The organism is Rhizobium sp. R693, from assembly GCF_002211315.1.
Classification (GTDB): domain Bacteria; phylum Pseudomonadota; class Alphaproteobacteria; order Rhizobiales; family Rhizobiaceae; genus Rhizobium.
The window spans coordinates 274523-291122 of the sequence record NZ_LOKY01000048.1 but is presented as its reverse complement, the minus strand read 5'-3'; the positions used below and the strand labels follow the sequence as shown (position 1 = coordinate 291122).

Below are 16600 nucleotides of genomic sequence, written 5' to 3'. Positions count from 1 at the left end.
CTCCTAACGACGATCGACTGACAACAATCACAGCCAGCAGGACCCCAGCCTCAAGGGGGCGAGATCATCCCGGAATCCGGGGGCGCAATAATCTCGGAACAAAGGGGCGGCTTCATCGGAATCGGCAGCCAGTTTTCGGCACTGAAGATTACGACCTGATGGATGTTGAAAAGCCCGACAATGCGCCCATCAGCGTTTCCGGCTCCGCATAATTATCGTCGGCGCATAATTCCTAAAATCGACCGGCTTGGAAGCAATCAGGATCCGTAAATCCGATCGAAGCGTGATCAAGCCGAACCCCGTATCGCGCTGAACACCGTCCGCAACGTATGCTCATCAAGGCCGCCTTCGACAACGACACATGCACCATTCATCTCAACGCGATCGCGCAAGGCCATTGCAGATGACTTCGGCAGGCGTAACCAACCTGCCTCCCGGAAAGAAGCCAGAAAACTCCGGCCTCCGCTAGTCTAGAAACCTGGGCGGCTCAGAAGATTGGTACGACGTGTCAAGAGCATTTCTTGGCGGCAGACATAACTAGTGTCAACAATCTTTCTCACTTCTTCTTAAAAAACATGATCGGATGCGTCTGTCTGCTCGCATCGTATTGAAACTCAAGAAGGTCGAACCGACGGGCGTAAGCCTGTCCTGCGTACTTTTCCGGTATGAACGTCTCTCCATAGAAATCTGCAGTCATGGCTCCTCCACCGTTGACGCCGTTTCGATTGGAATGAACGAACTCACCTCTATCGTATTGGGCTCGCGCCGCGCCAAAATCGTCGAAGATGCTTGCAAGGGCACCTAGGTACCCTGAATGATTCTGGCCGCGCAGAGACTCACAAAAGTCGAAAAAGGGCCGCCCCCGCGTTGTTAAGGCGATGACACCCCCCGGCGCTAGGATGCGATGGAACTCCTCCATCCATGCGGAGCAGGCCTCTTCAGAGAGATGCGAAAAGACCGAATAGCCAACGACATGAGAGAAGCTAGCCGATTGTAGACCAGTCGGCGGAAACGGCGAAGTAACATTAAAGTTGTCACTGCCAAACGTCTCGCGGCAAATTTGGATAGATCTTTCGACTACGTCGACACCGTGGATGTTCTCAAGCGGCAATTCCTTCAGAAAGAATCTAGCAATGCGGCCCCAGCCAACTCCAAAATCAAGCAATCTGTCCGAACTCTTTATCGCTGAACCATGTCTTTCGAAGGTGCCCACGCAATCTTCATAAAAGACAAAAGCCTCTTGCAGGGTTTTTCTTCCCGCCTGCCCTGTGGTATTTATCTGGATTGTATCCGGCGGGAATGCAGGCAATTTCCTGCCCCTGAATATCACTGGTGGGTTGCTGTAGCTTTCGCAGACAGTTTCGAACCAATTATCCTTCGTGAACTGTGCACGCACTTTTTTCAGAATCCGGTCGACAAACATTATGTTCCTCAAGCGTGACTTCTCGACGTGTTATGTGTCCTAGATTTTAGGCTGAGCGTGATCTCTAAACCAAGCTACGGTCATATCAATCCCGGTGGCCAGATCATAGCGACCACGCCAACCGAGCTCTTGGGCTGCCAAACTACAATCAAGAATATTTTTGGAAATATCAACCGCGCGCGACGCTTCATAGCGAACGTCAAGATTGATACCCAGCGATCGTGACACGGCGGCGATGATTTCATTGAGACTATACCCTTTCCCGCTACCAACGTTGAACGTTCGCCTCTGCCCGGTATATTCCGCCGCCAGCATCAGACCCTCCACGACGTCGTCAATATAGATGTAGTCGCGCACGACAGACCCGTCGCCCCATATTTCAATCGCTTGCCCCCGCAATCCGCTTGAAATGAAGTGGCCCATAACCCCCTGCTTCTTTTTTGCTTCCTGGAAGGGTCCGTATGGATTTGATACGCGAAGCGTGATCCCAACGATACCGTGCATCTTTTCATAAAGGTGCAGATATCGCTCGATCGCAAGCTTGCAAATTCCATAGCCTGAGATAGGTGCAAGGGTATGGCTTTCCGGTATTGGCAGGTTCTCGACCTCGCCGTACACCGTCCCGCCGGAGGAAACGAAAACGACCCGTGCCACCTTATGAATTCGACAGGCATCAAGTAGCTGAATGCTCGGGAGGATGTTCTGACTTGCATCTCCGAGTAAATCGAGATTGGATGTAGCCGGAACATTCGTCGAAATAAGATGAAATACAGTATCTATACCCTCGACCGCGCCCATGACGTCATTTCGCTCGGCAAAGTCGCCCTGCACACACGTCACGTTATTCACTTCCACCGGATGACGGGAAAAAGCACGTACCTCGCGGGCTCTGCCAGCCAGCGCGCGGCAGAGATTGGTCCCTAGGAATCCGGACCCCCCCATAACCAGGCAACGCTGTTCGGCCAACTTTGGCATGTGTCCCCTCTCCGTGCTCCGTCCGGTCATTGAATCACATTCGCACCTCGTTCCTTAGTCGAGTCAAATATCCTTCGGCTTTCTCCGTCGTTTCCTCCGGCAACTGAACAATATCTCCGATCAACCCCTGAACAGTGCTGATTTCATCGATGAGGCCAGCAGCCGTACTGCCGCCCACGACGCTTTGCACGTGCCTGCGATGAAAGTTCAACGCGCGGGGACTAAACGCAACCTTTCCCGTCTGTAACACGCGCACGTAAGTCAACCAATCGCCCGCCCGCTTCAAGGCATGAATGGAGCAGAAATGTTCGATCAGAACTGATGCAATTGAATTGCGCCGAAACAGAACTCCACTAACATTTGGAATGGTGTTCTGGACCGCGAGATATTGCCTTATTTCGTCTTCACCACGTGCGATGTACGGCACTTGCCAGTGATTGTCGGGGAAATCCCGAAGATACTCATTGTAGTTGCGCGAGAGCCTTCGGCCGTTTTCGTCAATCTGCTGGCTTTCGCAGTAGCTCAGATTAACCTCGGCATCACGTTCCATCGGAGCCAGAACTGTTTCAAGAAACTCTGGAGCACTTAGGTCGTCCGCCTCTGCTATCCAGATGAAGTCTCCGCGAGCCACCTCCACACCTTTGGCCCACTGCTTGAACACGCTGCCAGAATTCGTGTCATTCACAACGATCCGGCATTCGACTGCGTGCTCCTTAGCCCATTCGCTGATGACGGCGATGCTGTCATCGGTCGAGGCGTCATCGAGGATGATCAACTCGTATATCGGCAGCGTCTGGTTCACAATGGAATCAAGGCGATCGCGGAGATGACGAGCATAGTTGTAGTTTGGGACGACGACAGAGATCTTGGGGAGCTCGTTCTTTGTAAGTGCGCAAAGATGAAAGAGGTAATCGCGGAACGCGAAGCTCGTATCTGCAAGCGCGCTGGCGTCCCGTCCAAGTTTCCGTGCTTTCTCCGGGCTCTCCAACAAATCGCCGATTGCTCGTGCAAAGGCCCTGTAATCCTCTGCAGGGACAACTTGACCACCAACCTTCGACACGAGTGCTGCACCGCCTCCAGTGCCTGCAAAGGCCACGACCGGCACACTAGCATCGAACGACTCGATGACAACGTTGGGAAATGGATCCTCTCTCGAAGTTAGCGCAAACACGTCCGCTGCGACGTGATAGCGAGCAGTGTCGGGCTCGAAACCGAGAAACCGAAATGCACTTTCGCGGCCGGCGATGATTGCGCTGATCTCGCCGCGAAGCGCTTCGTCCCAATGACCGATCCAGATAAAGATCGCCGAAGGATTCCCCTCCAAAACGTGCATCGCTGCTTTTGCAAAGAAGTCGATGCCCTTCCTCCTGTCGGCGTAGCCAACAGCCAGAATGATCGGCGCATCTGCGCCAACGCCAAGTTCGGCGCGAACCTCTGCGCGGATCTCTTCCCCGCGAAGCCTATAAGGATTCCGGCGCCACAGACCTTGAGGGCGAATGACGACCTTGTCTTCCGATATCGACGCGAAACGCTGAAAACCTTCGGCGACGATAGGTGCCGGAAACACAACACGATCCGCGTACTGCGCGATTTCGCGAGCATGGTCGGCAAGATTTGCCGCCTCGATGACGCCCGGCATCTCGTGGACCAGGCTGATGCCCGTGATCCCGTGTTCGGCCAAAACTCTCAAGAACTTGCCCGATACGGTGGTGTTCACGATTGCGCTGCGAATACCCTTCTCTTGAAGTTGCTGCGCGAGCAACTCAGCGCGGTCGTCGAAATCGTCTCCTGGCAACAATTGGTGCACGGTAGAGTAGCTTGCGAACTCGGAGCTAAGACGCCCTTCCCCCAAAATGACGGTGTCGACCGCGAACTTCATGTCGTTCGCCAAGGCCCGAACCATCCCGAGCGCAAGAAATTGAGCGCCGTGAGGATGGGCGTCGTGGGACACAACGGCGATCTTACGCATCGACCCTGTCTCGCCGGTCAACGCCCTGCGCGTCGCATCTAACCACGCATAGCCATACTTCTGATCAGGCTCAAGATGCGCCCCTTCAGCCCATTCGTTCCAAGCGTTGACAAACACAATGCGCTCATCGACTGAATCGATAGTTCGGCAAGTTTCAGAGACAGCATCTTCTAGCCACCCTTGATACGCATCAGGTGTACTGTTGACGAATATAGCCCCTTTGCTCTTGCGCCGAGCAGTATTGTCCCACGAGGGGCACACGCTCCTGAAGAGGCGATAGCCAACGTCGCGATACTTCTTGGCTCGCTCTGGTAAGACCGACCAGTCGTAGACGATGCCATCGAAATCCCGATGTTTTTTCTTTACGCGGTCCGTGATGATCGGCGGTCCCGAGTTGTTAGGCGGAAATTCAATCGCTGCATCAAAGCCATATTTTTCAGGATCTACTGTTTCAAAGGATTGTGTGTAGGCGAGGTAAATTTCGCCGATGCCGTGCTCGCGGAACCAGTTGCGCCAGCGATCGCTGGTTTCCTTTGCAGAAGGCAGCAAACTCGGACGGTAAACTACGATAAGTGGCTTGCCGTTGATACGGATATAACGCTCGTCCCGCACATAACGTGCAAGATCTGCGGCAACCGCAAGATCGTCCTCGGGAGAGTGATTCTGCGCGATTAAAATTTGACTGTCCTTGCCGTCCCAGCGCCGGCTCCAGTTCTCGTTTGCCCAGCAAAGGCAAAACGGGAAATTCAGACTCTCATCCGCAAGATAATTCTCGATGGGCTGTTCCAGCAGGCGCTTTCCGCCGAACCAATAATAGTAAAAGCAGAATCCACCGACACCGTATAGCTTGGCCAACTCAATCTGCCGGCGCTGAACCGAAGCGTCGAGCAGACTGTAATATCCGAGTTCGTCAGGGAGATGCGGTTGATAGTGTCCTGCAAACTGGGGCAATGCCGGCTTTACGTTTGTCCATTCGGTGAAGCCTTCGCCCCACCACTCATCATTTTCCTTGATTGAATGGAACTGGGGCAAATAGAACGCGATAAGCCGCACCGGAACTGCTGCGGGCGGATCAGAACGCAACAGAGGGACATACGCCCGATCGCCATTGGACGGCGCTGAGTTCAAAGATCGACCAACATGAAGGGTGCGTGTGGGGCCATTCATCATTTCCCACGCGCGATACGCGTCAGTCCAACGAAAGAGCACAGGATAGCGCTCAAAAAGCCATCCCTTCAAGCGTGACTTAAGGTGAGGTCGCATCGGAAACCGATGCCAGATGGCTTGCGAAATGCCGGCAACGAAACGACGATCCGACGAGCGATCAACCATGACACGCCGTACAAATCGCAGGGGCTTCGTCAATCTCCAGGAGGTACTTTCCAGAATTTGGTTTAGTTCTCGTCTGGTTTTTTCTTGGCTCACTTCGTGATGTGAGATGATTTGGCGCAGTTGTCCTTCAGTGCGTTTATGCTGAGCCCACAGCTCGACACGGTCGCGTTCCAAGCTGCTTGCGTAGTTCAGTATCGACGACGCGCGCTGCAGGTCCTCGGCATAAGAGCGCAATTCTTCCGCTACAGCCGGATCCTCGAGACCTCGCTTCTCGTCAGCTACCTGACGTAATAGCCTATAGACCCGTGAAACTGCAGGATATGCGCGGCGATCCAGGCTCAACTCCGCGTCAGAGTAGCTAGTGTGCCGCAGACTCTGATCGAGAAATTCCGCCTCAAATTCTACCATCTCTGCGGAATCTTGCGCTGGCATGGGCATATCGAGAGCCGCAGCTATGCGCGAGAGTTGTGCATACGGCGCTCCCAAAAAGACGTCATAGTCGACAAGAACCCTTTGTGCTCCCTCCGTCTGCAGCAGCGCAGGCAGTGTGTGTTGCAGCCATAAGATATAGGACTTTTCAGCCGGGAGATTGTTTCGCGTCTCCAGCGACTTCATAACACTCAACGGATTTCTAGCGGCGATGACGTAACTTACCTCACATTCGCACGCCCGAAAAACTTCCTGCCAAAACGACAAAAGGCGACATGTGCGGGGATCCTTAAAACCCCAAATGCCGGCACTCTGTTGGAGTTTTTGCCTGATTATTTGAATTGCCCTGAACTTCAGATCCTCAATGTCGTTTGAGTTTCCCAAATCATCCCAAGCGAAGCCGAGACGATCATAGGCGGAGTTAACTCGTTCCAGTAGCGCATCGTTGATTTCAAGACAGTCGCGATCTTCCCAAAAGCCTTTCGGGTTATCAGGACCGGCGGCATGCAGATTTTCGCCTAGGCCAACACCTAATAATCGCAGTCCGCTCGTGATAACGCTTGTACCACTCCGATGCATACCTAAAACAACAATAATCTTATTTTTCACGATACGCACTCGACTTTGGGAAGGCAGCCAAAATCGACTACCGACGTAGATAGATTAGAAGAATCTGGCAGGACGCGGAACATGTCGATATCCAGCAGTCTGTGCAATTGGACATCAACTTGATCGACGACTCCAGTTACCCCTGAATTGAGAAAGTAAATCCCGGGATTGAGCCGGCAGTCGAACTGAAACTCGACATCATACACCTCTCCTGCTCTCACGAACGGTATACCAGCCGATGTCTTATTAGCCGAGTGGGCGCCGCCTATCTCAAAACCCGTTATCGTCTTGATCAACATACCAAACCGAACGTTTGTCGCTGCTCGATCGAACGTAACCCTGTAGCTATACTTGTACCTTCTGCCTCGCTTCAGATTATTTAACCTTTGCCCAGCAAGCGAACAAATCTGCGTCGAATTTATCGACGCCCCGTTGGGGGCATATTCTATTGTACTTGTAGGCTTGAGATCAGGGTCGAACGCTTCAGGAAGGTCGTCTTGATTTTCGTGCAATTGGAGAACTGTATTCGGACTGTCGGCTTCGTCGAGACTTACGCCCGCCTTCTGCATGTGTTCCCGTATTTCGCCTCGCAAAGTCTCGGGCGCATAAAGAAGCCGTTGATATTTGCCCACGATTTCCTTTGGAGCGCCGATGCTGAGCAGTTCTCCACTGTCGAGCAGAAAAGCGCGGTCACAGAGGTCGACGACAGCGGCCGCTGAATGAGACACAAACAAGATGGTTGCCCCGGTCTTCTTAATCGCTTCGATTCGGGAGAAGCATTTCCGTTGAAACAGTTCGTCGCCAACCGACAGCGCCTCATCGACGATCAGAATCTGTGGATCTACGTTTATCGCGACCGAAAAGGCTAACCGCACAAGCATTCCGCTGGAATATGTCTTAACGGGCTGCTCGATGAAGTCCCCAATCTCTGAAAACGAGAGAATACTGTCAAAGCGCCTGTCCGTTTCTTGACGCGTGAGGCCAAGGACTGCAGCATTGAGGTATACATTTTCTCGTCCCGAAAATTCTGGATTGAAACCGGAACCCAATTCAAGAAGTGCAGCAATACGACCACTTGCCAAAACGGTGCCGCCTGTCGGGTTGAGCGTCCCGCAGATCATTTGAAGCAGCGTCGATTTTCCCGAACCGTTGCGGCCAACAATACCGATAGTCTCCCCTTTCCCAATCTCAAAGGAAACATCCTTCAGCGCCCAGAAATCCTTGAAGTACTGCTTTCGTCCTCCCGCAACCATCTGCAGTAGGCGATCGCGGGGCTTGTCGTAGATCTGGTAGGCCTTCGAAAGGTTTTCGACTTTGAGAGCGACTTCAGAGGACATCGGCGAAGCCTTTCCTTGTCTTCTGGAACCACGCAAAGCAGATCCACGCGAAGGCAGCGCATCCGATTAGGTAGGCCAGGTAAGGCACGGGCTCCATGAGCTTTCCCCAATAGAGAACGTCTCGCATATGCCCGATCGCCGGGGCCAAGGGGTTGAGCGCCAGAAATGGACGATATGCATCAGGCAACGCCGAAGCCGGGAAAAATATTGGAGAAAGAAACATAACGACGGTAGTCAGAATGCCAACAATCTGTCCAACGTCGCGGAGATAGACACCCAGCGAGCCCAGTAGCCATCCCAGGCCGCTAGCGAAGAAAATAACAGGGAGAAGCGCAAGGGGGAACGCCAAGGCCGTCAGCTGTGGAACACCGACCTCGACAAGGTAAAAAATGAGCCAAACGACGACGTTGACGAACGTATGGAAGAGCGCAGATCCAACGGCAACAACAGCCAGTATTTCCAACGGGAAGACGACCTTTTTCACGTAATTGACGTTTCCCAATATCAGTCCGGGAGCCTTGTTTGCACATTCGGCAAAGAGGTTGAATACAATCATGCCGGCGAAGAGAACCAACGCGAACTGTCCCTTAGACTCGCCCGCGTCGCTCCATCTTGCCTTGAACACAACGCCAAAGACGAATGTGTAGACTCCCAACATGAAGATAGGATTGAAGAGCGACCATAATATACCCAGCATAGATCCTCGATAGCGTCCAACGACTTCCCTTCTGGTCAGGGCAGCTATCAGGGCACGGTTGCGCCACACACAGGCAACCATTTCACGTGGAGAGATGCTGAAGTCACGCATTAGGCAAAGGTCTCGGCATCTCGCAAAAGGGGTTGCCGCTGGTCTTTCTCAGACATGATTGGAGCTGCAAGACCTGGCCAATCGATAGCAATAGCCGGATCACTCCAGAGAATCCCGCGGTCGCTTTGGGGTGCGTAATAGTTCGTCGTCTTGTAAAGGAACTCTGCGTGTTCGCTTATGGAGATAAAGCCATGCGCAAATCCCTCAGGTATCCAAAGCTGCCGCTTGTTCGCCGCCGACAAATTCGCGCCAACCCAGTGGCCGAAGGTGGGAGACGATTTCCTGATGTCTACTGCGACGTCATAGACCTCGCCGGATATGACTCGCACCAGTTTCCCTTGGGCAAACGGCGGCAACTGATAGTGCAATCCCCGCAACACCCCACGCACGGAACGGCTGTGATTGTCCTGCACGAATAGGACATTGCGACCAACAGCCGCCCCGAATTTCTCTGAGTTGAAGCTTTCGAAGAAGAAACCCCGATCATCTTCAAATACTTTGGGCTCGATGATTTTCACATCGGGAATAGACGTATCAATTGCTCTCATGGGATCAATTGGTCCTTATGTTCGTGCAGATACCTCAGCCCAAACTTCAATTAAAAAATGCGCTCGCGCAAAAGGCTCAAGAGATACTGCCCATAGCCGTTCTTTTTCAGAGGTTCAGCCAATTGTTCAAGCTGCCTTGCGTCGATCCAGTTCTGCCGGAATGCGATCTCCTCAGGGCAGGCAACTTTCAGGCCCTGACGGCTTTCTATTGTTGCGATGTAGTGGCTCGCCTCCAACATTGATTCATGCGTTCCGGTGTCCAACCAAGCATACCCGCGGCCCATCGTCTGGACGTCAAGCTTACCCGATTCCATGTAAAGCTTGTTCACGTCGGTAATTTCGAGCTCCCCGCGGGCTGACGGTCTGATTGCCTTTGCATAATCGATGACGTCAGCGTCGTAGAAATAAAGACCGGTAACGGCATAGTGGCTCTTTGGCGCACGCGGTTTTTCTTCTAGGCTGACGGCGCGACCCTGGTCGTCAAATTCGACGACACCGTAACGCTCCGGGTCATTGACATGATATGCAAACACTGTTGCTCCAGTGGTTCGGGCGTCAGCCTCGCGAAGCAGCTTGGCGAAATCATGGCCGTAGAAGATGTTGTCTCCGAGCACTAAGGCCGATGGCGCACCGTCGAGGAAACCCTCTCCGATAAGGAACGCCTGAGCCAGTCCGTCCGGGCTCGCTTGCACCGCATACTCAAGTTTTATACCCCATTGACCACCATCGCCTAGCAACTGTCGAAAGCGCGGCGTGTCCTGCGGCGTTGATATAATCAGAACCTCGCGGATACCCGCCAGCATTAAGATCGCCAATGGGTAGTAAATCATCGGCTTGTCATAAATGGGCAAGAGCTGCTTGCTGACCGCCAATGTCGCAGGATAGAGGCGAGTCCCCGATCCACCGGCAAGGATTATTCCTTTTCTAGACTTTGCCATTGCTTTCTATTCCTTTGAGGTGCCACCAGAGAGGTCTATATTTCAGAACTGCGCCAGTAGGCGACATCCAAACCGGGGACGACGGGTTACTCTTCTAATCGCACCTACGTCAAAATTCGACTGATCACTTGATCCACCCCCTCCTGCCATTCGGGGAGGGTCAAGTCAAAGCAATCCATAAGCCGGCTGCAATTTAACCGTGAATTGAGCGGGCGCTTTGCAGGCGTAGGATAGTCGTTCGTCGAGATAGGCTCGATTCTATCCGTCGGCAGCAATCCCCCAAAGCCGCGCGCGGTCGCTCTATCAACGATATGGCAGGCATAATCATACCAGGAAGCACTACCTTGGGAGGTGAGATGATAAACTCCCGAACCAGCGCTTTTATCCGTCAGAATTTTGTCCACTATACGCGCCGTCGTATTGGCGATCAGGGCCGCAGATGTCGGCGCGCCCACTTGGTCAGCAACAATTCGTAGCGTTTCGCGCTCCGAAGCCAATCGCAGAATCGTCTTTAGAAAATTGTGGCCGTGCTGACCGTAAACCCAGCTGGTGCGAAGAATTAGATGACGCCCCCCTGCCGCGCGAACCGCCTCCTCGCCCTGCAGTTTGCTTTTGCCGTAAACAGATTGCGGGTTGGTAGCGTCGGTCTCGACGTAAGGAGAATTTTTCTCGCCATCAAAAACGTAGTCAGTCGAATAGTGGATCATCAGGCAGTCATTATGCGCTGCCCAGCGCGCCATCACGCCCGGAGCAACACCGTTGACTGCGACCGCACGCGCGGCTTCGGTTTCGGCCCGGTCAACTGCAGTATATGCCGCCGCATTGAATATGACGGCAGGTCTTGTGGCTTCCAACGAAGAGAGAATATGCGCTTCGTTCTCCAGGTCGAATTCAGCCCGTCCGCAAGCAACGATATCGCCAAGCGATGCAAGAACATGCCGCAGCTCGAAGCCGACCTGCCCATCGGCACCTGTGATCAAAAAGGGACGCATTGTCAATTCTCGTACTGCTGGGTGAGCCACTCCCGATAGGCGCCGGTTGTCACATTGGTAACCCAATCCTGATTGCTGAGATACCAGGAAATAGTCTTCTCGATGCCGCTTTCGAAGGTCTCGACAGGTTTCCAGCCCAGATCCCGCTCGATCTTTCGCGCGTCGATCGCATATCGCCGATCATGTCCCGGGCGATCCTTCACGAAGGTAATTTGATCGCGATATGATCCAGCCCTTTGCCGCGGCTTCAGCGTGTCGAGCGTATCGCAGATCGTGTGCACCACCTCTAAATTAGGCTTCTCGTTCCAGCCGCCGACATTGTAGACCTCGCCGACACGGCCATTGGCCAACACTGTTCGGATCGCGCTGCAATGATCCTTCACATAGAGCCAGTCTCGTATCTGCTGCCCATCGCCGTAGATTGGTAGAGGCTTACCGGCAAGCGCGTTCAATATCACCAGCGGAATGAGCTTCTCTGGGAAGTGATACGGCCCATAGTTGTTGCTGCAATTGGTGGTGAGCACCGGGAGACCATACGTATGATGCCATGCTCTCACCAAATGGTCCGATGCCGCCTTGCTTGCGGAATACGGGCTATTGGGCTCATAACGGTTGCTTTCGCTGAAGGGAGCGTCGGTAGCGCCGAGGCTGCCATAGACTTCGTCCGTGGAGACATGAAGAAAGCGGAATGCTGATTTTTCGTCCCCGTTCAACTCCTGCCAGAACGCGCGAGCCGCTTCGAGGAAGTTGAACGTGCCAACAACATTGGTCTCGATGAACGCGGCGGGGCCGTGGATCGACCTGTCAACATGGCTCTCGGCGGCGAAATTTATGATCGCGCGCGGCCGGTGGGTCCGCAGCAAGCTTGCAACAAACTCTCTATCGCCGATGTCACTATGCGCAAAGACATGCCTATCGTCCCCCCGGAGCGATTTCAACGTGTCGAGGTTGCCAGCATAGGTCAGTTTGTCAATGTTTACGATCCGTTCGTCGGACTGAGCGACCCAATCGAGAACAAAATTACCGCCAATGAACCCCGCCCCACCCGACACAAATACCGTCATTGCCTACACCTATTGTCTAAATCTGTTTCAGGATTACAGCTACAAACAAACCAAAGTTGCCTGCAAACGTTTGCCGATGCAGCCCCGACCTGTAAAGTACCCGGAGGCGCATAGGAAGTGCTTCCGTTCTCATCCTGCGAAAGTCTGCTAGGAGAGCTTGGTTTTCAGGCGTCAGGAGACGCTCGACCTTTCCGAGCGCTTCCACGTGCTTGGCATTCCATTTCAAAAACTGGCTTTGCGTCAGCATATGCAAGCGTTTAAGCCGAGCTCGCCAACCGGAATTGGACCCCACGAGATTGCTCGCATGCTGTCGATAGTCGATGCGTGGCTTAGCATCATAGCGAACGCGTCCTCCGGCGCCCGATACAAGAATATAGGCCCACCAGTCGTGGCTCGGAATATCTGCTTCAGCGCCGGCTTCAATCAGAAGCGTGCGCGCAGCGCGGTTCATGACCATCGTATTGCCGCCGCCGATGCTTTGCACCAGCGCGTTCGAGAAGGACGGGGTGCGCGTGAAAAGCGGAGAATTCCCGGTCGACACACCCGTTTCATCCACCGTATGCGTTCGCGAACAGTAAAGAGCCGGAAGACTGGGCGGCTGCTCCTTCAACCAAGCGACCGCGCGTTCCAGCTTGTCGGCATGCCAAATGTCATCCTGGTCAGAAAAAGCGTAATAGGCTGCCTCTATGGCCGGATTGCAGGCTAACGTCAAGAAATTGCGGATGAAGCCCCGACGAGGCCCGTTCACAACGCAAACGGGCGACGTGACACTTTTTTCAAACGACCGCAAGAGATCGAGCGTTGTATCGGTGGAACCGTCATCCGAAACCCACAGCGACCAGTTGCTGTAGGTTTGGCCGCGAATAGAATCCAACTGTTCGGGAAGAAATCGCGCTCCCTGAAAAGTGCCCATCAAGATGGCAACGTCGTCTCTCATGCCCATGCAAAGCCGATTTTGTTAAACAACTCGTCGCCTTTACTGGATGGCGTTTTGAAACACAACATCATCAGCGTCTCGAGAGCGCATTCGCTCTGCTTCAATTGCGGTCGGGGGAGTCGAGGATTGCGAGGAGATACTTGACGGTATCGTCGATATCACGCGTGGAACCATCCACCTTCACATCCGCCTGCTCGGGCGGCTCATACGGACTGTTGATGCCCGTCATGTTCGGAATCTGTCCGCTCCGGGCCTTGCGGTACAAGCCCTTGGGATCGCGATCTTCGCAGACCTGCAGCGGAGTATCAACATAAACCTCGATGAAATTCTCTCCGCCTATCAATTCCTTCGCCATTTGCCGTTCACGTTTGAAAGGCGAGATAAACGCCGTCAGGACCAGGATTCCGGCGTCCATCATTAGCTTCGCTACTTCCGCGATCCGGCGTATGTTCTCAACGCGGTCGGCATCGGTGAACCCGAGATCTTTGTTTAATCCTTGTCTCACATTGTCGCCATCGAGAATGTAGGTCCTCCGGCCGGACATATGAAGTTCGCGCTCGAGTGCGTTGGCGATCGTCGACTTTCCCGATCCAGACAGGCCAGTAAACCAAATCACCTTGCCGGCGTGACCGTTCAACCGTTCACGATCTGCCCTGGTGATGGATAAGGCCTGGCGATGAACGTTCTGAGCACGCCTGAGATTGTGCCGAATCATCCCAGCGGCGACGGTCGCGCTGCTGAAACGATCGATCAGAATAAAACTCCCAAGCGCTTTCGATCGCGCATAGGTATCGAAAACGAGCGGGCGGCTGACGGAGACATTGCAGACCCCGATATCATTCAATGCAAGCTGCCGTGCAGCCTCATGCCCGAGCGTGTTGATGTCGACACGATATTTGATGCCGGAGATCGAAGCGGTAGCGGATTGAGTGGACAGCTTGATATCATAACTCCGTCCGACAAGGCCTGGATCCTGATCCATCCAGACAATCGTCGCTTCGAAATGATCGGTCATCTCCAGCGGATTGTCGGCCAACGAAAGCACATCTCCTCGCGATACGTCGATGTCGCGTTTCAGGCAGAGCGTAATGGCGCTTCCCTCGGTAGCTTCCGCCTTGCGTCCATCCATGGTGACTATTTCGGCGATTTCCGAGACTTCGCCAGATGCGGTGTTTCTTATTGTACTTCCTACGTTTGCCATGCCCTCCACAAGCGTTCCACAAATGCCCCTGAAACTGGCGTTGGGCCTATTAATCCACTGAACGGGGAAGATGAACCGACCTGAGGGCGCCTGCTGCGCTTGGACTGTTTCCAGATGCCCTAGCAACGTTGGGCCGTCATACCACGCCATCTTCGATGATCGGTGCGTTATGTTCTCACCCTTTAAGGCACTGATTGGGATGGGCACAAATGTTTCGAAATTCAGAGTCGCTGCAAAGTCAGCCATGGCCTCGGCCAGCTGCGATGATATCCGGCGGTCGTATTCGACAGTGTCCATCTTATTGATCGCCAGCACCAGATGACGAACACCAAGCAAGGACGCCAGATAAGCGTGCCGTTTAGTTTGCGGAAGCAATCCCTTTCGAGCGTCTATCAGCAGAATCGCTAAATCTGCTGTCGAGGCGGCGGTCACCATGTTGCGCGTGTACTGTTCATGACCGGGCGCATCCGCGACGATAAACTTCCGTCGCGATGTCGAGAAGAATCTGTACGCGACATCGATAGTGATGCCTTGTTCCCGCTCGGCCGTCAGGCCGTCGACCAGCAGTGCGAAGTCGATGTTGTCGCCTTGAGTTCCATATCGCTTCGAATCCGCCGTCAACACCTCAAGCTGATCGTCCGCCAATACCTGCGTCTCCCAAAGCAGACGACCGAGAAGCGTACTCTTGCCATCATCCACGCTACCACAGGTGATGAAGCGCAATAAATCCTGCGAACGCTGTTGAGAATCGAAGGCCTGTAGCACTTCTTGGGTCGTTCTAGTCGGCGCGGGTGGGTTTCGGATTGCGTGTCGCATCAAAAATATCCCTCGACCTTCTTTTTTTCCATGCTCGAACTGGAGCTCGTATCAATCAGGCGTCCCTGTCTTTCGCTCAAGCGAGATTGCAACAACTCCGCGATTATCTCGGGAACGGTCGATGCGTTCGACTCGATCGCCCCGGTCAGCGGGTAACAACCAAGCGTTCGAAAGCGCACTTTGCGGGCAGAGATTTGTTCGTTGGGCAGGAACTGCATGCGATCGTCGTCGACGACCAAAAGCATGCCATTTCGGTTCACGACCGGTCGCTCTTTTGCAAAGTAGAGCGGCACGATGGGAATGGCCTGCTCATGGATGTATTGCCATATGTCGAGCTCGGTCCAGTTCGAAAGCGGGAACACACGAATACTTTCGTCCGGTCGCTTTCGGGTATTGTAGAGATTCCAGACTTCCGGCCGCTGGTTCTTTGGATCCCAAGCGTGATTGCGAGCGCGGAATGAGAATATACGCTCCTTGGCCCTCGACTTCTCTTCGTCGCGGCGCGCGCCGCCGAAAACGACATCGAACCTGTGAAGATCGAGGGCCTGCTTCAGCCCTTCGGTTTTCGTGATGGCCGTGTGGAGTTCCACGCCATGATCGAATGGATTAATATCTTTTTCGATCGCCTCAGGGTTGATGTGGACGATAAGCGTCGTGCCGCCGTCCGCCCGGATACTGTCCCTGAACTGGTACATTTCACGAAACTTCCACCGCGTGTCCACGTGCAGGAGTGGAAATGGAAGGGGCGCTGGAGAGAAAGCCTTGCGCACCAGATGAAGGAGTACCGAGCTGTCTTTTCCCAATGAGTACAGTAGGACGGGATTACGCGCTTCCGCATAGGCCTCTCGGATGATGAAGATACTCTCGGACTCAAGGCGCTTTAGGTGATCGGACATTGATGAAACAGTGAGAATTGGCGCAGCGACCGGCAAAGGTGACGAATAGCTCAGCAGCTGGATGCCGATATCTTCGTTGGAAGGGATTTCGCGGAAGAACGTCGTCGCAGCCGCATGCGGAAAGACGGCGATCGGCTTGCCGACATGCTTCCGCAATTTTCCCAATGCAGTCTCAACTTCGGCTGAGCTGACCGGTGTTGCCATGGGCACCCAGATACGCGCTCCTCGCGCGTCGTTGGCATGAAGGCATGCGGACTGCGCCCGCTCGAAAATCTGCACGAATAGAACAAGTGTTCGCTTGGAGCGCTGGCGTTCTAAATCGGAAT

General features: G+C 53.8%; 13 protein-coding genes. 1 reads left to right on the top strand and 12 read right to left on the bottom strand.

Annotation, left to right across the window (positions count from 1 at the left end; genetic code table 11):
• On the top strand, window positions 1-212 hold a 212-nt coding region (locus ATY79_RS31185; protein ID WP_210421417.1), incomplete at its 5' end, for a hypothetical protein.
• A gap of 344 nt (window positions 213-556) precedes the next feature.
• Here the strand turns inward: ATY79_RS31185 and ATY79_RS29015 are convergent.
• The 12 genes from ATY79_RS29015 to cysD form a co-directional block, all read right to left on the bottom strand.
• Complete coding sequence (locus tag ATY79_RS29015) at window positions 557-1423, bottom strand: class I SAM-dependent methyltransferase (protein WP_088705670.1); 867 nt, start codon at window positions 1421-1423, stop codon at window positions 557-559.
• A 39-nt stretch (window positions 1424-1462) separates the two neighbouring features.
• The gene (locus tag ATY79_RS29010) at window positions 1463-2398 is read right to left on the bottom strand and encodes an NAD-dependent epimerase/dehydratase family protein (RefSeq protein WP_189638094.1); all 936 of its coding nucleotides are present in this window, start codon (window positions 2396-2398) and stop codon (window positions 1463-1465) included.
• A gap of 34 nt (window positions 2399-2432) precedes the next feature.
• Window positions 2433-6737 (bottom strand): glycoside hydrolase family 99-like domain-containing protein, encoded by a 4305-nt coding sequence (locus ATY79_RS29005; RefSeq protein ID WP_141105770.1) that lies wholly within the window; start codon window positions 6735-6737, stop codon window positions 2433-2435.
• The gene (locus tag ATY79_RS28995; protein ID WP_088705666.1) at window positions 6734-8074 is read right to left on the bottom strand and encodes an ABC transporter ATP-binding protein; all 1341 of its coding nucleotides are present in this window, start codon (window positions 8072-8074) and stop codon (window positions 6734-6736) included. The genes ATY79_RS29005 and ATY79_RS28995 overlap by 4 nt, the downstream gene beginning before the upstream one ends.
• Window positions 8064-8882, bottom strand: coding sequence for an ABC transporter permease (locus tag ATY79_RS28990; protein WP_088705665.1), 819 nt, complete (start codon window positions 8880-8882; stop codon window positions 8064-8066). The genes ATY79_RS28995 and ATY79_RS28990 overlap by 11 nt, the downstream gene beginning before the upstream one ends.
• Window positions 8882-9430, bottom strand: coding sequence for a dTDP-4-dehydrorhamnose 3,5-epimerase (gene rfbC / locus ATY79_RS28985; protein WP_088705664.1), 549 nt, complete (start codon window positions 9428-9430; stop codon window positions 8882-8884). The genes ATY79_RS28990 and rfbC overlap by 1 nt, the downstream gene beginning before the upstream one ends.
• A gap of 50 nt (window positions 9431-9480) precedes the next feature.
• Window positions 9481-10368 (bottom strand): glucose-1-phosphate thymidylyltransferase RfbA, encoded by an 888-nt coding sequence (gene rfbA, locus ATY79_RS28980; protein ID WP_088705663.1) that lies wholly within the window; start codon window positions 10366-10368, stop codon window positions 9481-9483.
• A 104-nt stretch (window positions 10369-10472) separates the two neighbouring features.
• The gene (gene rfbD, locus ATY79_RS28975; RefSeq protein ID WP_088705662.1) at window positions 10473-11360 is read right to left on the bottom strand and encodes a dTDP-4-dehydrorhamnose reductase; all 888 of its coding nucleotides are present in this window, start codon (window positions 11358-11360) and stop codon (window positions 10473-10475) included.
• Between the two features lie 2 nt (window positions 11361-11362).
• The gene (gene rfbB, locus ATY79_RS28970; protein ID WP_088705661.1) at window positions 11363-12424 is read right to left on the bottom strand and encodes a dTDP-glucose 4,6-dehydratase; all 1062 of its coding nucleotides are present in this window, start codon (window positions 12422-12424) and stop codon (window positions 11363-11365) included.
• A 16-nt stretch (window positions 12425-12440) separates the two neighbouring features.
• Window positions 12441-13361: a glycosyltransferase family 2 protein gene (locus tag ATY79_RS28965; protein ID WP_245312470.1), complete on the bottom strand. Its 921-nt coding sequence runs from the start codon at window positions 13359-13361 to the stop codon at window positions 12441-12443.
• 100 nt (window positions 13362-13461) lie between these two features.
• A complete protein-coding gene (gene cysN / locus ATY79_RS28960) occupies window positions 13462-15378 on the bottom strand; it encodes a sulfate adenylyltransferase subunit CysN (RefSeq protein WP_088705659.1) in 1917 nt (638 codons plus the stop codon).
• Window positions 15378-16274 (bottom strand): sulfate adenylyltransferase subunit CysD, encoded by an 897-nt coding sequence (cysD, locus tag ATY79_RS31180; RefSeq protein ID WP_210421418.1) that lies wholly within the window; start codon window positions 16272-16274, stop codon window positions 15378-15380. Before cysD ends, cysN begins: the two co-directional genes overlap by 1 nt.
• Window positions 16275-16600 lie beyond the last annotated feature (326 nt).